Annotated in this window: 14 protein-coding genes and 1 rRNA gene; all 15 read right to left on the bottom strand. The window is 34.7% G+C overall.

Annotated elements, in window-relative coordinates; translation table 11 throughout:
- Positions 1 to 57: 57 nt before the first annotated feature.
- Positions 58 to 1,383: a xylose isomerase gene (xylA, locus tag AC3Y25_RS21935; protein WP_489904224.1), complete on the bottom strand. Its 1,326-nt coding sequence runs from the start codon at positions 1,381 to 1,383 to the stop codon at positions 58 to 60.
- Between the two features lie 9 nt (positions 1,384 to 1,392).
- The gene (locus AC3Y25_RS21930) at positions 1,393 to 2,874 is read right to left on the bottom strand and encodes a xylulokinase (protein WP_489904223.1); all 1,482 of its coding nucleotides are present in this window, start codon (positions 2,872 to 2,874) and stop codon (positions 1,393 to 1,395) included.
- A gap of 2 nt (positions 2,875 to 2,876) precedes the next feature.
- Positions 2,877 to 3,884 carry a GntR family transcriptional regulator gene (locus AC3Y25_RS21925; protein WP_427872464.1) on the bottom strand — a complete coding sequence of 336 codons (1,008 nt, stop codon included), beginning with the start codon at positions 3,882 to 3,884 and terminating at the stop codon, positions 2,877 to 2,879.
- Positions 3,885 to 4,423: 539 nt separating this feature from the next.
- Positions 4,424 to 5,458, bottom strand: a complete 1,035-nt coding sequence (locus tag AC3Y25_RS21920) for a glycoside hydrolase family 43 protein (protein WP_489904222.1) — start codon at positions 5,456 to 5,458, stop codon at positions 4,424 to 4,426.
- Positions 5,459 to 5,479: 21 nt separating this feature from the next.
- The gene (locus AC3Y25_RS21915) at positions 5,480 to 6,913 is read right to left on the bottom strand and encodes an MFS transporter (protein WP_489904262.1); all 1,434 of its coding nucleotides are present in this window, start codon (positions 6,911 to 6,913) and stop codon (positions 5,480 to 5,482) included.
- 269 nt (positions 6,914 to 7,182) lie between these two features.
- Entirely contained in the window at positions 7,183 to 8,292 is a 1,110-nt protein-coding gene (locus AC3Y25_RS21910) for an endo-1,4-beta-xylanase (RefSeq protein ID WP_489904221.1), read from the bottom strand.
- 155 nt (positions 8,293 to 8,447) lie between these two features.
- Positions 8,448 to 11,051: a glycosyl hydrolase 115 family protein gene (locus AC3Y25_RS21905; protein ID WP_489904220.1), complete on the bottom strand. Its 2,604-nt coding sequence runs from the start codon at positions 11,049 to 11,051 to the stop codon at positions 8,448 to 8,450.
- 128 nt (positions 11,052 to 11,179) lie between these two features.
- Positions 11,180 to 12,343 carry a mannonate dehydratase gene (gene uxuA / locus AC3Y25_RS21900; RefSeq protein ID WP_489904261.1) on the bottom strand — a complete coding sequence of 388 codons (1,164 nt, stop codon included), beginning with the start codon at positions 12,341 to 12,343 and terminating at the stop codon, positions 11,180 to 11,182.
- Between the two features lie 114 nt (positions 12,344 to 12,457).
- Complete coding sequence (locus AC3Y25_RS21895; RefSeq protein WP_489904219.1) at positions 12,458 to 13,195, bottom strand: SDR family NAD(P)-dependent oxidoreductase; 738 nt, start codon at positions 13,193 to 13,195, stop codon at positions 12,458 to 12,460.
- A gap of 172 nt (positions 13,196 to 13,367) precedes the next feature.
- Positions 13,368 to 15,521, bottom strand: a complete 2,154-nt coding sequence (locus tag AC3Y25_RS21890; protein ID WP_489904218.1) for an alpha-glucuronidase family glycosyl hydrolase — start codon at positions 15,519 to 15,521, stop codon at positions 13,368 to 13,370.
- A 300-nt stretch (positions 15,522 to 15,821) separates the two neighbouring features.
- Positions 15,822 to 16,364, bottom strand: a complete 543-nt coding sequence (locus AC3Y25_RS21885) for a YbhB/YbcL family Raf kinase inhibitor-like protein (RefSeq protein WP_489904217.1) — start codon at positions 16,362 to 16,364, stop codon at positions 15,822 to 15,824.
- An 86-nt stretch (positions 16,365 to 16,450) separates the two neighbouring features.
- The gene (locus AC3Y25_RS21880) at positions 16,451 to 17,287 is read right to left on the bottom strand and encodes a helix-turn-helix domain-containing protein (protein ID WP_427872459.1); all 837 of its coding nucleotides are present in this window, start codon (positions 17,285 to 17,287) and stop codon (positions 16,451 to 16,453) included.
- Between the two features lie 61 nt (positions 17,288 to 17,348).
- Positions 17,349 to 18,380 carry a LacI family DNA-binding transcriptional regulator gene (locus AC3Y25_RS21875; RefSeq protein WP_427872458.1) on the bottom strand — a complete coding sequence of 344 codons (1,032 nt, stop codon included), beginning with the start codon at positions 18,378 to 18,380 and terminating at the stop codon, positions 17,349 to 17,351.
- 273 nt (positions 18,381 to 18,653) lie between these two features.
- The gene (locus tag AC3Y25_RS21870; RefSeq protein ID WP_489904216.1) at positions 18,654 to 19,100 is read right to left on the bottom strand and encodes a PepSY-like domain-containing protein; all 447 of its coding nucleotides are present in this window, start codon (positions 19,098 to 19,100) and stop codon (positions 18,654 to 18,656) included.
- A gap of 623 nt (positions 19,101 to 19,723) precedes the next feature.
- Positions 19,724 to 19,796 (bottom strand): 5S ribosomal RNA (gene rrf / locus AC3Y25_RS21865); the annotation flags it as partial.

The following is a 19,796-nucleotide window of genomic DNA, read 5'->3' as shown; positions in this document are numbered from 1 at the left end:
TATAAGAAACCTAACAGGTTTTTAAAACCTGTTAGGTTTGCTGTAGAAGTTTACCAATTAAATGTATTGGTTAATGATATTTTCAAACAATTCTTGTTTACCGCTTTGAAGATTTAATTCTCCATTTTCGTGAGCGATAGTATAAAGATCTTTAAGGTTTAATTTTCCGTCAGCAAAATCTTTTCCTTTTCCAGAATCGAAAGAACTGTACCTTTCTGTTCTTAATTTTTCGTAAGGAGAAGAAGTAATAATTTTGTCAGCAGTCAATAACGCTCTTGCAAAAGTATCAGCACCGCCAATGTGAGCTAAGAAAACATCTTCTAAGTCTGTAGAATTTCTTCTAATTTTAGCATCAAAGTTAACTCCACCACCTTGTAATCCACCAGCTTTTAAGAAAACCAACATCGCTTCTGTTGTCTCTTGAATGTTGTTTGGGAACTGGTCTGTATCCCATCCGTTTTGGTAATCTCCTCTGTTCGCATCAATGCTTCCTAACATTCCCGCTTTTGCCGCAACTTCCAATTCGTGTTGGAAAGTGTGCTGTGCCAATGTAGCGTGATTTACCTCGATATTGATTTTGAAATCTTTGTCTAAACCATAATTTTTCAAGAATCCGATTGCTGTAGCCGAGTCAAAATCGTATTGGTGTTTAGATGGCTCCATTGGTTTTGGCTCGATAAAGAAAGTTCCTTTAAAACCTTGAGATCTTGCGTAGTCTCTAGACATTGCTAAGAATTGCGCCATGTGGTCTAATTCTCTTCCCATATCTGTATTTAGTAAAGACATATAACCTTCTCTACCACCCCAGAACACGTAGTTTTCTCCTCCTAAAGCGATTGTTGCATCCAAAGCCAATTTTACTTGACCACCAGCTCTTGCCACAACATTAAAGTCAGGATTTGTAGCGGCTCCGTTCATGAATCTTGGGTTCGAGAAACAGTTTGAAGTTCCCCAAAGCAATTTAATTCCAGAATCTTCTTTTTTCTGTTTTAAATAATCTGTAATAAAAGCCAAACGTTTTTCTGATTCTGCGAAAGTTGCTCCTTCAGCAATTAAATCGTAATCGTGGAAACAGAAATAATCGAATCCCATTTTGCTGATAAATTCGAAAGCAGCATCAGCTTTATCTTTTGCAGCCTGATACGGATCTGATGAAGCATCCCAAGCAAATTGCTGTGTTCCAGGTCCGAATGGATCGCTACCTTGTCCACAGAATGTATGCCAATATGCGATAGCAAATTTAAAGTGCTCGCGCATTGTTTTTCCAGCTACAACTTGGTCTGGATTGTAATATTTAAATGCCAACGGATTATCAGATTCCTTTCCTTCAAATTTAATTTGGCCAATACCTTTGTAGTATTCTTTATCTCCTAAAACTATCATTTGATTTTTTTATTTATTTGTTAATATTAATTCTAATTCTTGTTTCCATTTTTTATAAGCCGTTTCGTATTCCTCTTTATTTTTTAGAGGCAAAAAGGTCATTACGTGGTCGTTTGTTGTAATTCCCGAACCAAATTTTTCAAAGTCCCCATCTGTTAAGCCTACTGCTCTCGCCGCTCCTACTGCTCCGGTTGTATTGTAAATTTCTATTTCATGTCCAATTAATGTTGCAACTGTATTAGAGAAAATTTCGGAACGGAATAAATTATCATTTCCAGCTCTAATTACATTAATAGTTGCATTATCATCTTTCAAGCATTCCATTCCATACACAAAAGAAAACGCAATTGCTTCCAAAGATGCTCTGAATAAATGTGCATTGGTATGAATATTAAAATTCAAGTTTAAAATATGAGATCCAATATTTTTATTATTGAACATTCTCTCAGCTCCATTTCCAAACGGAATAACAACCAATCCTTGCGAACCTACATTTATCTGAGATGCTTTTTCATTCATTTCTTCATAGGATTCATTTCCGATATTGTTTCGCATCCATCGGTATTGGATTCCTGCTCCGTTTATATTCAGCAATTTTCCAACTCTCGGATTTGATTCAGCATAATTTACATGAACGAAGTTGTTTACACGAGTACTTTTTCCTGAATTTGTTTCTGTCACAGCATAGAAAACGCCTGATGTACCACCTGTTGCAGCAACTTCTCCCGGACGAAGCACATTTAATGACAAAGCATTATTTGGCTGATCTCCTGCTCTATACACAATCTGAATTCCAGCTGGAAGACCTGATTCAGCAGAAGCTTTTTCAGTAACAACACCTTGATTCGTAAAGTTTTCAACGATTTTTGGCGTTAATGATTGTTCGATTCCGTAGTAATCCAAAAGCCAATCGGCTACTTTATTTTCTTTATAATCCCAAAGCATTCCTTCAGACAAACCGTTTTTAGTTGTTGTTACTTCACCTGTCAGTTTCAAAGCGATGTAATCTCCCGGAAGCATGTACTTAGAGATTTTATTGTAAACTTCAGGTTCATTTTCTTTAACCCATTTCAGTTTTGAAGCCGTAAAATTTCCTGGCGAATTCAATAAATGCGACATGCATTTTTCTTCTCCAATTTCGGCGAAAGCCTTATTACCAATCTCAACCGCACGGCTGTCGCACCAAATAATTGAATTTCTAAGGGCATTTCCAGATTCATCCACAATCACCAATCCATGCATTTGGTACGAAATACCAATTCCCTGAATTTTAGATGCGTCGATATTAGCCTCCTTAATAGCTCTCTTCGTTGCCGTGCAAATGTGCTGCCACCAAATTTCAGGATCCTGCTCAGCCCAATCTGGGTGAATCGAAAGGATTTCCATTTCGTTTTGCGGTTCATTCAAAACGATTACTTTTTTGCCCGTTTCTGCTTCTACCAAGGCTGCCTTGACAGAAGAACTTCCAATATCATATCCGATATAATACATACTTACAATGATTCTCTTATTATTAATTTTGTCGGCACATAACACTGAGTATCTTCGTCATGCGTAATAAATGCCGCTGCTTTGGTTCCCATTTCTTTAAAATCAGTTGAAACAACCGAAATTCCTTTGTATATAAATTTCTTCATAGGGGTTTCGTTGTACGATAAAAACCCAACATCTTTCCCTGGTTCAAAATCCTTCTCTTTGCATTGCTCTAAAAAGTGCCCTAAAATCCTATCGCTTACACTGATATAAGCAATCCCTTTTTCGATGCTGAATTTCTTTGGATCTGTAAGCACTTCATATTCAAAACCAAAATCCGCACAGAATTTTTTAAAAAACTCCACTGTTTCCCACGGGTGATTGGTAAAATCTGGATACACAAACTGTATCTTTTTATACTTTTTAAACAAATCACCTGCCTCTCTCAATGATTCATAAAACGCCTTTCCAAAATCCTGAAAAACATAATTACTCGTTTTATCAGCTCTGATGTTCCAGTCAATCAAAAGCAGCTTATCTTTTGAAATCGCTGATAATGCCGGAGCAATAGCCGCGTGATCAAAATTCATCACTACATATTTGTAATACTTGCCTATTCCGTTGTTAATGATCGTTTTAAAAACATCAATATTATAATGATGAAACTGCACATCAATAATCACATTATCTGGGAGATTATTTACAACCGAATGATATAAAACCTCTTTATAAGCCTTAAACGTATCTAAAACCAAAAGCACTTTCCTCGTTTCTCCTGCTACATAATAGCCTTTGTTCGGCACAGAATCAATTACTTTTTGGTCTTTCAGAATAGAATACGCCTTAAAAACCGTATCCCTCGAAAGCTGATAGGTCTTGCAGATTACATTCACAGACGGAAGCAAATCTCCCTTTTGCAAAATGTTCTCCGCAATTGCATTCGTAATTCCGTCAACCAATTGCTGATACTTCGGAATATCACTTTCGTGATTCATTATAAACTCAAATTTTTCTTCTTCTTTTAGCATACCGTTCTGTTCCGTTCTGTTATGCTAAAGTAGCTAAAAAACTTTTATAAAAAATTATTTTTCACATGAAATATGTTATTTTTTTTAAGCTCTTTTTTATTCTAATAATTTGGGCGTGTCCCGCCGAAAAAGGCGGGTCGGGCTATCCGTTGCAAGTCCTCGCCTGTTCGTCCCTCACGGCTGTGGGCTTTCCACTGCTATCCCTCACGCAAAACCGTTTCAGAAGAACTTTTTCCGTAATCTTTATCATCCTTCTTTGCATAGCTCTGGAAGAGCTTAATTTTTATAGAAAATTCCAAATCTAACAGATTAGAAGCTCCAGAGGAGCGATACATTTACCACAAATAATATATCGCCCCGCTGGAGCTTTTACAATCGGATGTTCTAAAAATTCTATAAATATTTCGTCCCTCCATGACTTTTCTTTGCAACTTTTAATATGCATCTTCATTTCCTCTGTAATCTAAGCAATAAAAAGAAACATAATCGACTCACACAACCGATTGTAATTTTTATGAAATTTTTTTATACAAAAAATCTTAATCAATTAATCTTCTTATCCCATAAGGATCAATCGTAATAATCGAACCGTCTTCTAAATAATCGATTTTGGTTACTTTCATGCTACGCAAATGCGTCACACCTTTTGACAAACTCGAATCATGATAAAACAAATACCACTCGTCTTCTACCTCGCAAATCGAATGATGCGATGTCCAACCCACAACAGGATTCAAAATTCTTCCCTGATACGTAAACGGCCCATAAGGATTATCGCCAATAGCATAACAGATAAAATGAGTATCGCCTGTAGAATACGAGAAATAATATTTTCCGTTGTATTTATGAACCCAAGAAGCTTCAAAAAAACGACGGTCATGATCGCCTGCCAGAATCTCATTTCCATTTTCATCCAAAATTTTAATTTCTTTTGGTTCTTCAGCAAATTCGAGCATATCATCTCTCAACAAAGCTACAATTGGCCCTAAAGCTTTTTCTTTTGCCAGAGGTTCTTCATTATCCTGATCGTATTGATTGTTTCGATATTTTTGAAGCTGTCCGCCCCAAATTCCTCCAAAATAGATATAATGCCTACCATCTTCATCTTCAAAAACGGCTGGATCAATACTGTAACTTCCTTTTATGGCATCTTTTTCGGGAACAAAAGGCCCAACTGGCGAATCTGATATGGCAACACCAATCTGGAAAATTCCGTTGGCACGTTTAGCAGGGAAATACAAATAATACTTTCCGTTTTTATGTGCTGCGTCTGGTGCCCACATTTGCTTTTCGGCCCAAGCCACATCATCTACATGCAATGCAACACCATTATCAACTACTTCTGATGAAATGTCTTCCATAGAAAAAACATGATAATCTTCCATCCCGAAATGATCGCCGTTATCGTTAAACGGAATTCCAGCATCAATATCATGAGATGGGTAAATGTAAATTTTTCCGTTGAATACATGTGCCGAAGGATCGGCTGTGTACATATGGGATACTAAAGGCTTTGAAATCGCCAGGTCATTAATTTCTTCAAAATTAATGTGTTCAATGCTATCTTCAGGCATACTTCTATTTTGTTTAAATAATTAAGCTCTTCTTTCTTTTAATTCTGTTTCAATCTGCACTTCCATTTCTTTATTGATTTTATAGAAAAACAACAATCCAGCTCCAATTAAAAAAGGGATTGCAGGGAAAATACTCACTAGTAATTTTATTCCATTTATGGCTGTTTGAGACTGTTCTGGCGCATTGGGAACGTAATGGAAATAACCTAAAAATAAAGTGGTTAAAGCACCTCCAACGCTCAGTCCTGTTTTTAGTCCAACCATCATTGCAGAGAATATAATCGCAGTTGCACGGCGGTTATTTAACCATTCTGAATAATCGGCCACATCGGCAATCATTGCCCAAAGAATTGGGATCGTTATTCCATAGAAAAATCCGTGTAAAATCTGGGAGAAAAACATCAGACTAATTGATGTTGGAGGATAAAAATAGAATGCTATAATGAACAAAGTCGAAATGAATAAAAATACGCCGAAAACATTTCGTTTTCCATATTTGTCTGCGAGATTTTTGGACAAGGTAATACCAACAATCATAAAAATAATTCCGCCTGCATTGAATAAACCAAAACCTGCTGAAACGGGATCATTCCCAAAATGATTCAATCCGATATTCGATAAAGTATCTAGTATAGGCTGAATAAAAATGGCTAATTGTTCTTTATCAACATAATTCTCAAAATAATACACATACGAACCGCCTTTCATTGCCAAAGTCACAAAAACCAAAGTCGTCAGCGAAAGCATAATAACCCAAGGCCTGTTTTTGATTAAATCGCTTAAATCTTCTTTTACGCTTGATTTTTGTTCTGGTTTCGGAATAATTCTTTCCTTGGTCGTTAAAAACGTAATTAAAAGCATAATCGTTCCAATAATCGCTAATGCGGTCATGACTTTTTCAATTCCAATTGCTTTATCACCGTTTCCAGCACTTTTGATAATGCCAAGCATGAAAACCTGAACAAAAAACTGAGCAAACATCACCGCCACAAAACGGTACGACGACATACTGTTTCTTTCTTTCATATCGCCCGTAATTACACCGCTCAAAGCAGAATAAGGCAGATTGTTTCCAGCATAAAAAAGCAATAATAAAGTATAAGTTACAACGGCATAAATTACTTTTCCTTTATAAGAGAAATCGGGAGTTGAAAAGGCTAATAGCGCCACTACTCCAAGTGGAATTGCCGTTATTAAAATCCAAGGTCTAAATTTTCCCCATTTGGTACTGGTTCTGTCTGCCAAAACTCCAATAATCGGATTAAAAATAAAGGCGGCAATTAATCCAACAATCAGCATAATGATCGAAGAATCTGTTGGTGATAATCCGTAAATGTCGGTATAGAAATACGCCAAATAGGTCATCAAAGTTTGAAAAACGAGGTTAGCAGCAAGATCTCCTAAGCTGTATCCAATTTTTTCTTTGATGGATAGTTTTTGTGAAATGTTAGTCATTCGTGGGTTTGTGGTCATTTTTGATTAGTTAGTTTTATTCCTGCAAAGTTTGTCAAACCTTGTGGGTTTCAATTGTTTTTTTACAACTCTTAAATCAGCCTAACAAGGTTTTGGAAACCTTGCAGGAAAACGAATTACAATTTAAACAATCGGTTGTGTAAAATTAGTTAAAAAAACATATTATGCAAATTTAGTTTACTTTATTTAAGATATTTTTCAAACCACAACCGATTGTTGGTTATTTTCTCAAAACTTACGCTTTTTAGTATTTATTCTTTAGTTTCTTTCAGCTTTAAAATACTATCGTAAGCTGGTTTATGTTGTAAGTTGTTGTCAAACGGTAACGGATAATTGGTTCTTCCTTTAATCGGCCAATCGTTTAGCCACGATTGCCCGTCATGAACACCCCAAAACGTAACTCTGCTGATTTTATCTTTATGTTTTAAAAATAGTTTAAAAATCGATGCGTAACGCTCTGCTAATTGTGTTTGAACTGAATCGGGTAATTTTTCTGGATATGGATTCATTTTAGGATTTCCTTCGAATTTCTGATTTACATCAGCGCCTTTCAAATCCCACGGATTTGGTAAAACGGTAATATCCAATTCTGTAAAAGCCACTTTGATTCCTAAAGCCGAATATTCCAAAATACTTTTCTCAATTTCTTCAATGGATGGACTTTGCAATCTCCAGTGTCCTTGAATACCTACTCCATCCACTTTTCCGCCTTCAGCTTTTATTTTTTTGATTAATGCAATTGCTCCAGCTCTTTTTTCGGGTTCTTCGATATTATAATCGTTATAATATAACTCCGCTTTTGGGTCTGCTTTTTCTGCGAGTTTGAAAGCGTCAACTAAGTATTTTTCGCCAAGCGTATTCAAAAAAACGGATTTTCGTAAAGTTCCATCTTCGTTTAATGCTTCATTTACCACATCCCATGAATTGATTCTTCCCTTATATTTGGAAGCTATTGTCGTGATATGATCTTTCATAAAGGCCTTCATTTCGGTACTGTCGGCAATTTTTTCCATCCAAGGTGCCAATTGGCTATGCCAAATCAAGGTATGTCCATGAATAAACATTTTATTCTTTTGTCCATACGCCACAAATTTATCTGACAAGGTAAAATCATATTTGTCTTTCTGTGGATGCGTGTACATGGATTTCATGATATTTTCTGCTGTAATCGCATTAAATTCTTTTTTAATCAAAGAATCTACTTTTTTGTCTTTTTGTTCAATTTGGTCAGCGCTTAAAGCTGTTCCAATATAGAAATCATCTTTGTAAGCATCTTTTAACGAAGCAGTTTCTTTTTGCGATGTACAGCTAACAGCCAGCAAAGTCGTGACGGCAACTAAACAAGGTTTAATAAATTTCATATCTTTTGGTTTAAATAGTTAATTGTTTTTTATTCGTTTAGTTTTGTCATTCAGAAGAACGAGCAATCAAACTTGGGAATCGACAAAGATTGGCTACATTCTTCACGGAATATCTAGTGTGATTCCTCATTCCTCGGAATGACAAACTTTGCGTATCATTCTTTCCTAAAACTTTCTGGCGGTCCCAAATACGACTCCAAAACTTTTCCTGCTTCCGTTTCTATTACAATTTTCTGAAGCACCAAAGCTGGATCAATGGCATAAAATTTCAAAACATGATTTCCTGATTTTTCGATTTCATGCGTTGAGGTTATTATCTTAATATTATTGGCCACCGATTCTGCCCAAGCTTTCTCTGAAGAATCTGCGTTGAGGTTCATGATTTGAGGTTTTTCATCATCAAAGCCAATTCCGTATTTTAATCCGTCGCCTATTTTAAAATTGATTGTCGGTGAAAAATACGCTTTTACTTTTATTTTTCCTTTATTGAAAAAATGAACATTATATTCTAATCTTGGTGATTGTTCTGAAATTCCAATTGGATGAATATTTGAAGGCTTTATTGTTATTCCAGAATCCGTTTTACCAAGATTTGGAATTATAGTCCATTTTACTGAATCAGAATTGATTGCTTTAGAATATTTTTTACTTTCTATTGAAATGTAACCGTCATTTTCAACAAAACCTAAAACATTATCTAGATTTTTATTTATTGATGTCTCAACTTTCGATGAATTATCCTTAGTAGAAATTCTCGCTTTAGCATTATGGGGAATTTCGATTGTTCTTGTTTTCGGAATCACATTTTTATCTGGCTGCTGCCAATTATCATAACCTATATGTGTTTGTGACATCATATGATTCCATTTGCCATTTGCCAATTGAGTGTGATAATAATTGGTAAGCTCGGCATCTTTTTCAAATAACTCCTTTACTTTTTCAGCATATTCATTTGCAATGGCTTTGCCTTGATCTGCATACAAATGATTTTTAGCTGTTGCAACATACATTTCATTTAAATTTGCACTTGCCAAAACAGGAAATAAAACGAGCTGATAAAAAGCATCCTTATATTCTGGTTTTAATTTTTCGTTTATCGAAATGGCTTTTTCAGCCAATTTCTGATACTCCGCCACAATTCGGTCTGCTTCATTATAATTGATAACACTAAACGTTTTGGCATCTAATAATTCGGGTTTTCTTCTTGAATTATATTTGGTGTATAATTTCAAAATGGTCGCAATTTCTTCTGCAAATTGATTGTCAAAATTCTCTTTTGCCCAATTCACATAATAATCTTGTAAATTTCCTGCATTAAACTTTTCAGGATTCCACGCCATATCTAAGAAAAACTCAATCGGAAACTCCATTGGTTTAATGTCTCCAACATTTACAATCCAGATTTTATCGACCCTATATTGGTACGCCAAATCCATCTGTTCCCAAGTTCGCTCGATTTGATTGGTGTTAATCCATTTGTAATTTCGTGGCCCGCCCACATAATCATAATGATAATAAATGCCATAACCGCCCTTTCTTGGTTTTGCGTCGAGTTCAGGAAGTTTTCGAATATTTCCCCAATTATCATCGCACAATAAAAGGGTTACGTCGTCGGGAACGGTCATTCCTTTGTCGTAATAATCCTGAACTTCTTTGTAAAGCGCCCACATTTGAGGTGTTGCTTCGGCAGGTTTTTTGGTTACTTCTGCAATGATATTTCTTTGTGTTTTTACGATATTCTCTAATAATTCAATTGCGGTTCCTTCGGTCATAGGTTCGTCACCGTCGCCACGCATTCCCACCGTAACAATAGTTTCTTTATTTCCCATTCGCTTGATTCCGTCTTTCCAAAATTTAATTAGGGCTTCTGAATTGGTATTAAAATCCCATTTCCCGTTAGATTTTCCCCATTCAGCATGCGCTCTTGTTAACGGCTCATGATGCGAAGTTCCCATTACAATTCCATATTCATCGGCCAAAACAGCATTCTGAGGATCTTCAACATAAAACATTCTTCCCCACATCGCTGGCCATAAATAGTTGCCTTTCATTCGCAGAATTAATTCAAAAACCTTATCGTAGAATTTCGAATTGAATCCGCCAAATTTCTCAAATGCCCAACCTGACAAAGCAGGAGCTTCATCGTTTATAAAAATTCCTCTGTATTTTACTTTTGGTTCTCCTTGAGAATGTGTTCCAGGTAAAACATGCAGTTCCGATTGTTTTTTCACGGGAACATCTGCCCAATAATACCAAGGCGAAATGCCAATTTGATTCGATAAATCGTAGATTCCGTAAATCGTTCCCCGTTTATCTGAACCTGCAATTACCAACGCTTTTTTAATTCCTTTAAACGGATTTTCAACAATTTGGGTTGTAAATTTTTCCCATTTCCCCTGAAGTTCTATGGTAGTAATTTTTCCTTGTTTAGCTAATTGATTAATGATTTTACTTTTTCCTAATGTCCCAATAATGACAACAAAATCTTCTGCTTCAGCAATCTTTTTAATTCTTTTCGGATGTAAATCTGAAACTTGAAAAATATCATTTTCTAAATGTGCTGCTACTTTTAAAACTCCCACATAATCTTTATCATCAACTAAAATCGAAGCTGTTTTTCCTTTACTTACTAAAGGAAAGTTTCCAGCAGAAGCCTGATTGACAACATATTTCTCTGGATTTATGGCATACGATTTTGTACTTAATCCGATTAGGAAAAGTAGTAAAACTAGATATGAAGTTTTAATTTTAAAAAACATAAAGTCACAAACTTTTTTATTTAATCTCGCAAAGTCGCTGAGTCGCTAAGATTTTTTACTTCTTTTAGAACTTAAAAAACTTTGCGTCTTTGCGAGAAACTATCAACGTAAAAACTTAGAAACTTTGACTACAAACCCAATTTATAACCAATTCCCATTTCCAGACCTCTCAACTCAGCCAAACCTTTTAGTCTCCCCGTCAAGGAATAACCAGGATAAGTTTCTGTTTCTTCATCAACTTTGTGAAGAAAACCATGATCTGGGCGCATTGGCAGACTCATTTTGGTTTTGTTCATTAATAAAAGTAATTTCTCAACGATCAGTTCCATTTTAACATCGCCGTTTAAATGTTCCGATTCCCTAAAAATAGTTTCGCTTTCGCGGATGGTATTTCGAAGATGTAAAAAGTGAATTCTATCTCCAAAATCGTCTATAATTTTCTCTAGATTATTTTTTGTATCAGCGCTTAATGATCCTGTGCAATAACATAAGCCATTGGCAGTTGAAGGAACTGCATTAAAAATAGCTTTTAAATCGGCTTCTGTTGAAACAATTCTTGGAAGACCTAAAACCGAAAATGGCGGATCGTCGGGATGAATCGCTAACTTCTGTTCGTTTTTCTCTGCAATTGGAGTTATTTCTGATAAAAAATAAATGAGGTTTTCCCTTAATTTTTGATTATCGATTTCGGCATAATTTTCTAAAAGGGACAAAATCTGCTCTGCCGTAAAATGAATTTTACTTCCCGGCAATCCTAATAAGACATTTTTAAACAACAATGCTTTTTCATCTTCAGATAGCTGATTTCCAAAATGCAACGCTTTTTCTTTTTCAATCTCCGAATAATCGTTTTCTGAATTTGGTCTTTTTAAAAGAAAAACATCAAAATAGGTAAATGCATCCTGATTGTACAGTAAAGCTTTGCTTCCGTCTTGGTTTATAAAATTATGATTGGTTCTTACCCAGTCCAGAATCGGCATAAAATTGTAGGTAATGATTTTAATTCCACATTCAGCCAGATTTTGTAAACTGATTTTGTAATTTTCAATGTATTGCAAATAATTTCCAGAAGCTCGTTTGATTTCTTCATGAACAGGAAGACTTTCAACCACAGCCCATTCCAAACCAGCATTTCTAATCATCTGCTGTCTTTCGTGAATATCTTGAACAGACCAAATTTCTCCAACAGGAATTTGATGCAATGCGGTTACAATTCCAGTTGCGCCAGCTTGTTTAATGTCGATTAGTTTTACGTTGTCCTGAGGTCCGAACCAACGCATAGTTTGCTGCATTTTTATCATACTTCTTTTTTTTATGCCACGAAGGCGCTAAGTCGCAAAGTTTTATTTTAAAATACTTTGAAGAGAAAAACTTTGTATCTTAGAGACTTTGTGGCATCTTCACAATTAAAACCCAATACTATTCCCTCCATCAACTGGCAATACTGTACCGGTAGTATATTTTGATTCGCTTAAAGCGAAATAATAAACCGCATCTGCAATGTCTGATGGTTCTCCTAAATACCCCATTGGCGTTCTTCCTAACACTTTATTTTTTCTTTCTGGATCATTATCAAGTGCTGTTGACGACATTTTGGTCTTAATAAATCCCGGAGCAATACAATTTACACGAATTCCTGAAGGTGCCAATTCTGTTGCCATTGCACGAGTCATTGACTCAATTGCACCTTTACTAGCCGAATATGCAATTACTTTTGGAATTCCATACTGCGATGCCATCGAACTGATATTGATAATGCTTCCGCCTCCGTTTACTTTCATATTTTTCACAACCTCTCTACTCACAGCAAAAACGCTTAAAAGATTGGTATGGATAATCGAAAGAAAATCTTCATCGGATACCTCTGGAATTTCTTTTTTCATATTGATTCCAGCGTTATTTACTAAAATATCAATTGCATTTTCTTTTGTAATACTTTCAATCATCGCAGGAATACCTTTCAAATCGTTTAAATCGAAAATTACTGGAATAGCATTTTTTCCAATTTCTCTACAGGCATCTTCTGTTTTATCTTTTGTTCTTCCAATAATGTAGGTTGTAATTCCGTTGTCACATAATTTCTTTGCTGTTGCAAATCCTAAACCCGAATTTCCTCCGGTTACTATTGCTGTTTTTTTGCTCATAATTTTAAAAATATATTTTTGGTATTTGGTACGCGGATGACTCGGATTCGCTATCACAAAAAAACGCTGATTTACACGGATTTTTTTCTTTTTCAATTGGAAAAAATCCGTTTTTTTCCGTGTCTTCGAGATAGCGAATCCGTTTTATCCGCGTTACAATTATTCCTTTTATTTAACCATTCCCCGGCGCAAAAGGAAATTTTAATGATTTAAAATACTCTAAAGTCTGTGTTGGCCTTTCAACTCCATCAGGAAGTTCTTTTCCCGAAAACTGCTGAAAGTACAGCAAACACGCATCACGCCACCATTTTGCTTCTTTATACTGAATTTCCAACAACATTTCAACTTCATTAAAACGTTCGCTATCAATATATTTTTCAGTTTTCTTCCAGACATTCTGCATTGCAGCAACCTGATTTACACCTTCCTGATATTTTAACGCCAGACCATTCCAAAGCGTCAGACCGTTTTTCAGTTTATAATCCCACGAAACATGATGAAACCATAAAAGATCTTTTTCGGGACAGGTTTCTAGATTATCAAAAAGATTTCCGACTTCTGGCACATATTGTGAGACGGCATTTGTTCCTGATTTTGATCGATCAAAACCCACTCCATTTTTATCTGCCTTATGATAATATGTCGGATTCCATTCTGGTCTTGACAAATTCGAAACCCAAGGTCCTGGCCCGTAATGATGTCCAGTATCCATAATATGATGCAAACCCAGCGGTGTCATATAATTGACAACGGCTTCACGCGATTCCATCATGATATTTTTTACAGGTTTAATAAAATTTTCATCGTTGGAAAATGTACATCTTAACCATTCATCAGAAATGGTTTCTGAATCTAAATACGGATTCCATGCCAAGCGTCCGAAACCATACCAATTCGCCTGTGCAAAAGGATGACCTGTCCAGTTTAAATCGTTCCCAATATTGGCAACGCCAGCAATTCCAGTTAGTTTATTTTGATATAAAGTTCCGTCTACAACTTTGGCAACAGTTGAACTTTTTCCCTTTTGATACGTATCAGATTCTAAAACTTCCTGAAATAATTTTGGCAGAAAAACCAAATGTGTGCTGAAACCTAAATATTCTTGTGTGATTTGAAACTCCATCATTAAAGGCGTTTTCGGCATCGCCCCAAACAAAGGATGAAACGGTTCTCTTGGCTGAAAATCGATTGGTCCGTTCTTGACCTGAACAATTACATTTTCTTTGAATTTTCCATCATAAGGCTGAAATTCAGCATAAGCTTGTTTAGCACGATCATTCGCGTCATGTTCTGAATATACAAACGCTCTCCACATAATTATTCCGCCAAAAGGCGCAACAGCATCAGCCAACATATTCGCTCCATCAACGTGATCTCTGCCATAATTTTGTGGACCTGGCTGACCTTCCGAATTGGCTTTTACTAAAAATCCGCCAAAATCTGGAATTCGTTTATAGATTTCAGCCGACTTATTTTTCCACCAATTAATAACTTCATGATCTTTTGGATCGGCAGTTTTTAGGTTTCCAATTTCGATTGGGGCCGAAAATCTTGCAGTTAAATAAACTTTTATTCCGTAAGGTCTAAAAACATTGGCTAAAGCTTCAACTTTTTCTAAATACTGCGGAGTTAGAATTAAAGCGTTTGCGTTTACGTTGGTCAAAACCGTTCCGTTAATCCCTATTGAGGCATTCGCTCTAGCGTAATCAATGTATCGTTGATCTATAAAATCTGGCAATTTCTGCCAGTTCCAAAGTGAAAATCCGGCGTAACCTCTTTCTACAGTTCTGTCAAGATTATCCCAATGATTCAGTATTCTGATATTTATTTTAGGAGAATCGACAATATTTAAATTTTTAACCGATTTATTCGTCTGTAATATTCTCAAGAAATTAAAAACTCCGTATAAAACGGCAATGTCATTTTTTCCTGTAATAATGATTTGCTTTTTGTTTTTAATGGAAATCGTTTTGATAATAAAACCTTCATCATTTATTTTTTCAAAATCAGATTTCAACTCCTTTTTGATTTCGGCACTTATGCTTGATTGCGAACCAACGATTAGATTATTTTCTCCTTTTATATCTGATTTGATTTCGGGAATATTTCCCAACATATCTGAAAATCCTGTTTTAATTTCTTTCTCAGCAATTTTAATAGTTTCGGAATTTCCTAAAACAACAATGCGTCTAAGATTGCTTTTGTATTCTGAAGCCATTACAGAATTGCTAACGGCATTATACTGAAGCCACAATTTATAATCCTTTTGTGCCAAAGCCGAAAAGGAAATCAAGAGAAACAGGAAAAGAAATCGTAGTAAAGCCATGGTTTTAATTTATTCTTTATAATTTCATTTTAACAACATCAATATTTCACAAGCAATTAAAAGTATTTGATAAAAATTTAATCTAAAAAATACATTATCTTAAATAAAACAAGCAATGCAATCGGTTGCGTAAAAATATAAGATTGTTGTTTAAGAAAAAAATTTTAAGTTGCTTTTTTTCAAAAAAATATATTTCCATAACAAATAAAAGCAGGATAATTATAAAAACTATCCTGCCTATAGTGTGATAAAATTCAAGAATTAAAACTCTTCATTACTACTTCTTATTCTTTTTTAGTATTATCTTTTGTAGTAAGCAATAATACTGGCTTTTGCCAAAGTCTGGCTCCAAAGGTTAAACCCTACTACTGCTGGATTTGTGTTTTCATCTGTTCCCAATTTATCGGATTTTAATGCATAAACGGTGATGATATATTGATGATATCCGTGACCAACCGGCGGACAAGGCCCTCCAAATCCTTTAATCCCATAATCGGTAACACTTTGGATCGCTCCTTTTGGAACAAGATTTTTAGTTCCTGCATTGGTTACCAATTCATTTACATTTGCTGGAATATCCACTACAACCCAATGCCAGAATCCACTTCCTGTAGGCGCATCAGGATCATACATGGTTATAGCAAAACTTTTGGTTCCTTCTGGAGCATTTTTCCATGATAACTGTGGAGACTGGTTTTCGCCTGAACATCCAAATCCGTTGAATTCCTGAATTTTAGTAGTTTCTCCTCCTAAATCCTTACTAGTTAATGTAAACGTTTTTTGTGCAAAAATAGATGTCGAGAAAATTGCTGACATCGCCAAAATTAAACTTAGCTTTTTCATTTTATCTGTTTTAAAATTTTAAGCAAAGTTAGATTTGGAACCGTTTAATAATTTTAGGCAAAGGCTCAAAAACTGTTGCTAAAAGCTCAAATCGTTTTATGATGTTTGGGTGTTACACCATATTTGATTTTATATGCCTGACTGAAGCTTGAAAGGTTTTCGTAGCCGGCTTCAAAAAAAACTTCAGAAGGGCTTTTTTCTTGACTTAGCAAATAATGGGCATGTTCTAATCTTTTATTTTGAAACCATTTTATAGGTGATTCTGAATAGTATTTTTCGAATTCTCTTTTAAAAGTAGAAACACTCATATTGCATAAAAATGCCAATTCTTTTAAAGTTAGTTTGCTTAAATGACTATTTTCGATAGTCCGAATGAATTTTTGTGCGGCATCATCGCTATTTGTGATTAAGGAATAAAGAAAATCTGTTCCGTATTTATCAGTCAAATAAAGCATAATTTCTTCAAACTTCACTTCTAATAATTTTGACTGAACTGCTTTTGAAAGATTAGAAATATCGGCTAAACTTTCTACAAAACGTTTCAGAAAATCATCATAATCAAACGCATAAACTGATTTTGGTTCAATTGCTTCAGATCTTTCAGATTCCATTTTTCTAATGAAATTATGAAGCATTTCATTAGAAAAAAACAAAAGAACACTTTTATAAAGAGACGTTTCAGAAATTCTTTTTTCTGTCATTAAACAATTTCCAGATCTCATTACAATAAATTTCGAAGGCGTTATAGACAATGCTTCATTATTAAAAATGACTTCTTTTGTGCCTTCAATCAAAAAACTGATGATATTTTTATTTAAAATAATCTGCTGTTTCGAAACGTCTTTAGAACTGCTATAACCAACAACATGAACTTGTTGTGATTTTTCTAAATTCATCTCGTCTGGAAGTGTAATTGTTTTCATAAAAATTATGGCTTATCAAACTAATCGATAAACCTTTATTATGTATAAAATGCTCTTGATTTTATTTTTGCGTCGATTCTCTTGCCAATACTTCCGTATTTAAGAATGTAATTTCTTTGGCATCATCATCATTTTTAGATGATTTCAAATTCTTTATAATAATATCAGCTGCTGCTTTTCCCATCTTTTCGGCAGGATGCGTAATAGTGGATAAATTCGGATCTATAATCTGCGAAATCGGGTCGTTGTTAAAACCAATTACTTTAAATTCTTCTGGGACTTTAATTCCACGTTTTTTAGCAGTTTGAACAGCACTTACTGCCAAAATATCCCCAGGTGCAAATAAACCGTCTGGAATTGGATTTAAATCGAATAAAGCATTACTGGCTTTTACTCCGTCTTCATAAGTAACAGAATTTAGATTAATAATCAATTCTTCTTCTACTTCAATATTATGATCTTTTAAGGCTTCTATGTACCCTCTTTTTCTTTCGTTGTACAAATTTCCTAATTCTGAGCCAGCCGTTAAATGCGCAATACGAATACATCCTTGCTCAATAAGATGTTTGGTAGCTTTGTAACCTGCTGTATAATTATCAATTACAACTCTAAAAGTATTATAATCTTTCGGAACCCTATCAACAAAAACCAATGGAATATTATTGTTAGAAAACTGATGAAAATGTGCTGTATCTCTAGTTTCCATTGCAAGCGAACAAATTACTCCACTCACACGATTGGAGTACAAAGATTTAGCCATATTAACTTCTTCTTCATACGAATCATGCGACTGCATAATGATTACAGTATAATCTGATTTTTGAGCTGTAATTTCTATACCGCTGATTAATGATGACAAAAAGGGCTGTGTAACGGTGGGAATTAAAACACCAATGGTTCTAGTTTTATTTCCACGCAAACCTGCTGCTAAAGTATTGGGAACAAATCCCATTTCTTCAGCGGTTTTTTTCACCTTTTTAATTGTCTTATCACTTATGGTGTGATGATCTTTTAAAGCTCGTGAAATAGTAGATGTTGCCAGATTAAGTCTCTCGGCAATATCGTAGATCGTTACATGTTTATTTTCTTCCATGAAATAAAAAATAAAGATGTAAATATAAACTATTTTCGTTCAAGATGTCCTATCGTAAAAATTGACATTAAATAAAAAAACGGTATGAAAAGCAATAGCAAACTTATTCATTTTAATAAATAAGCCACAGAGTGACAGGATACTTATAAAATACGCTACGATAAATTACGCATTTCCTAAGCTAATATCTTCAAATATAATGTCTACTATATATTTTCTTTCACACAAACATTTGACAAAAAACTTTCAAATAGTATCTCTCTTTTAAAACTATTACTTTTTTACATCATTCTTTTTGTCTTTTAAAATTTTACCATCTTTGGTAAATTCTAGATCGATTTTGTTTGTCAAATCGACATCAAGGTCTTTGTGCCCATAGTCGATGTGCGTTATTTTTTCATTCGGATGATTCTTGGCTACATAAGCTTTAATATTATCTGGAATAAAATCAGTAGGAATTGGATTATCTCCACCGTCAACTTCACGGTTCGAACCGTCTTTCCAAAATTCCACTTCTGTTCCATCTTTGAGCTTTACTTCATAACCTTTTTCTCCATGTTCAGGATCCTTCTGCACATTTTCTATTAAAGCATGACTAAAATGCTTCTTTAAAAATTCCTGAGCTGGTTTTGGCAATTCGGTTACTTCAATTTTCTTCTGTGCGCTGGCCGAGATTGTTACGATTAACAATGCTATGGCCATAAATAGCCTCATTTTCATAATTCATTTATTTAATTATAGCATTACTAATTTACTACTTCAAAAAATACATTCAAATGATTTTAAGAAACTTTTAATTTTTTCAACTATTACAACCATTTGATTTACAATCATTTTAAATCACATTTCTATCTAAAATATATCGCAACTTTGTCTAAAAAATTTATTTTAAAATAAAAAGAAAGTCTTTGCTAACAAAATCTTCGTCACTAAATAAGATCAAAAAAGATTAGCTCTTTATGATTTGTATAATAAAGAAAAATAGAAAAAGGTACACCAAAATGCAGATTTAATATCAAAAGCAGACAATAACTCTATTACAAGCATAAATCTTCTTCTTCCTTATTATTTTAACAAAAGAGCCATAATTCTCTTTTATTTACCGCATAAATCACACTTTTAAATACAACTCGTTTACATTGCCACTTTAATTTTATTTTTTTTTCATCTAAACATTTCAAAAAACCAAACCCTTTAAAAAGCAGAAAATCCCTGCCGAGGGATCGGGAGGGATTCTTAAAGAAAAAGCAGCGGCTCCCGATAAGCATGGGAGTCCCGCACAGTTTGCATATTTTCCAAAAAACAAAAAATCCCTCCCGATAAATCGGGAAGGATTCTTAAAAGAAAGGCGACGACATACTCTCCCACAAAACTGCAGTACCATCTGCGCAGGCGGGCTTAACTTCTCTGTTCGGG

It is taken from the genome of Flavobacterium sp. LK-23 (genome assembly GCF_058135255.1).
The sequence above is the reverse complement of the archived record's forward strand: the minus strand, read 5'-3'. Positions and strand labels throughout refer to the sequence as shown.

Bases quoted from the DNA above. Each gene is read 5' to 3' on its own strand.
- AC3Y25_RS21920 (WP_489904222.1), bottom strand. From the start codon at position 5,458: ATGCCTGAAGATAGCATTGAACACATTAATTTTGAAGAAATTAATGAC.
- AC3Y25_RS21925 (WP_427872464.1), bottom strand. From the start codon at position 3,884: ATGCTAAAAGAAGAAGAAAAATTTGAGTTTATAATGAATCACGAAAGT.
- uxuA (WP_489904261.1), bottom strand. From the start codon at position 12,343: ATGCAGCAAACTATGCGTTGGTTCGGACCTCAGGACAACGTAAAACTA.
- AC3Y25_RS21875 (WP_427872458.1), bottom strand. From the start codon at position 18,380: ATGGAAGAAAATAAACATGTAACGATCTACGATATTGCCGAGAGACTT.
- xylA (WP_489904224.1), bottom strand. From the start codon at position 1,383: ATGATAGTTTTAGGAGATAAAGAATACTACAAAGGTATTGGCCAAATT.
- AC3Y25_RS21895 (WP_489904219.1), bottom strand. From the start codon at position 13,195: ATGAGCAAAAAAACAGCAATAGTAACCGGAGGAAATTCGGGTTTAGGA.
- AC3Y25_RS21890 (WP_489904218.1), bottom strand. From the start codon at position 15,521: ATGGCTTTACTACGATTTCTTTTCCTGTTTCTCTTGATTTCCTTTTCG.
- AC3Y25_RS21930 (WP_489904223.1), bottom strand. From the start codon at position 2,874: ATGTATTATATCGGATATGATATTGGAAGTTCTTCTGTCAAGGCAGCC.
- AC3Y25_RS21910 (WP_489904221.1), bottom strand. From the start codon at position 8,292: ATGAAATTTATTAAACCTTGTTTAGTTGCCGTCACGACTTTGCTGGCT.
- AC3Y25_RS21915 (WP_489904262.1), bottom strand. From the start codon at position 6,913: ATGACTAACATTTCACAAAAACTATCCATCAAAGAAAAAATTGGATAC.
- AC3Y25_RS21905 (WP_489904220.1), bottom strand. From the start codon at position 11,051: ATGTTTTTTAAAATTAAAACTTCATATCTAGTTTTACTACTTTTCCTA.
- AC3Y25_RS21880 (WP_427872459.1), bottom strand. From the start codon at position 17,287: ATGAAAACAATTACACTTCCAGACGAGATGAATTTAGAAAAATCACAA.
- AC3Y25_RS21885 (WP_489904217.1), bottom strand. From the start codon at position 16,364: ATGAAAAAGCTAAGTTTAATTTTGGCGATGTCAGCAATTTTCTCGACA.
- AC3Y25_RS21870 (WP_489904216.1), bottom strand. From the start codon at position 19,100: ATGAAAATGAGGCTATTTATGGCCATAGCATTGTTAATCGTAACAATC.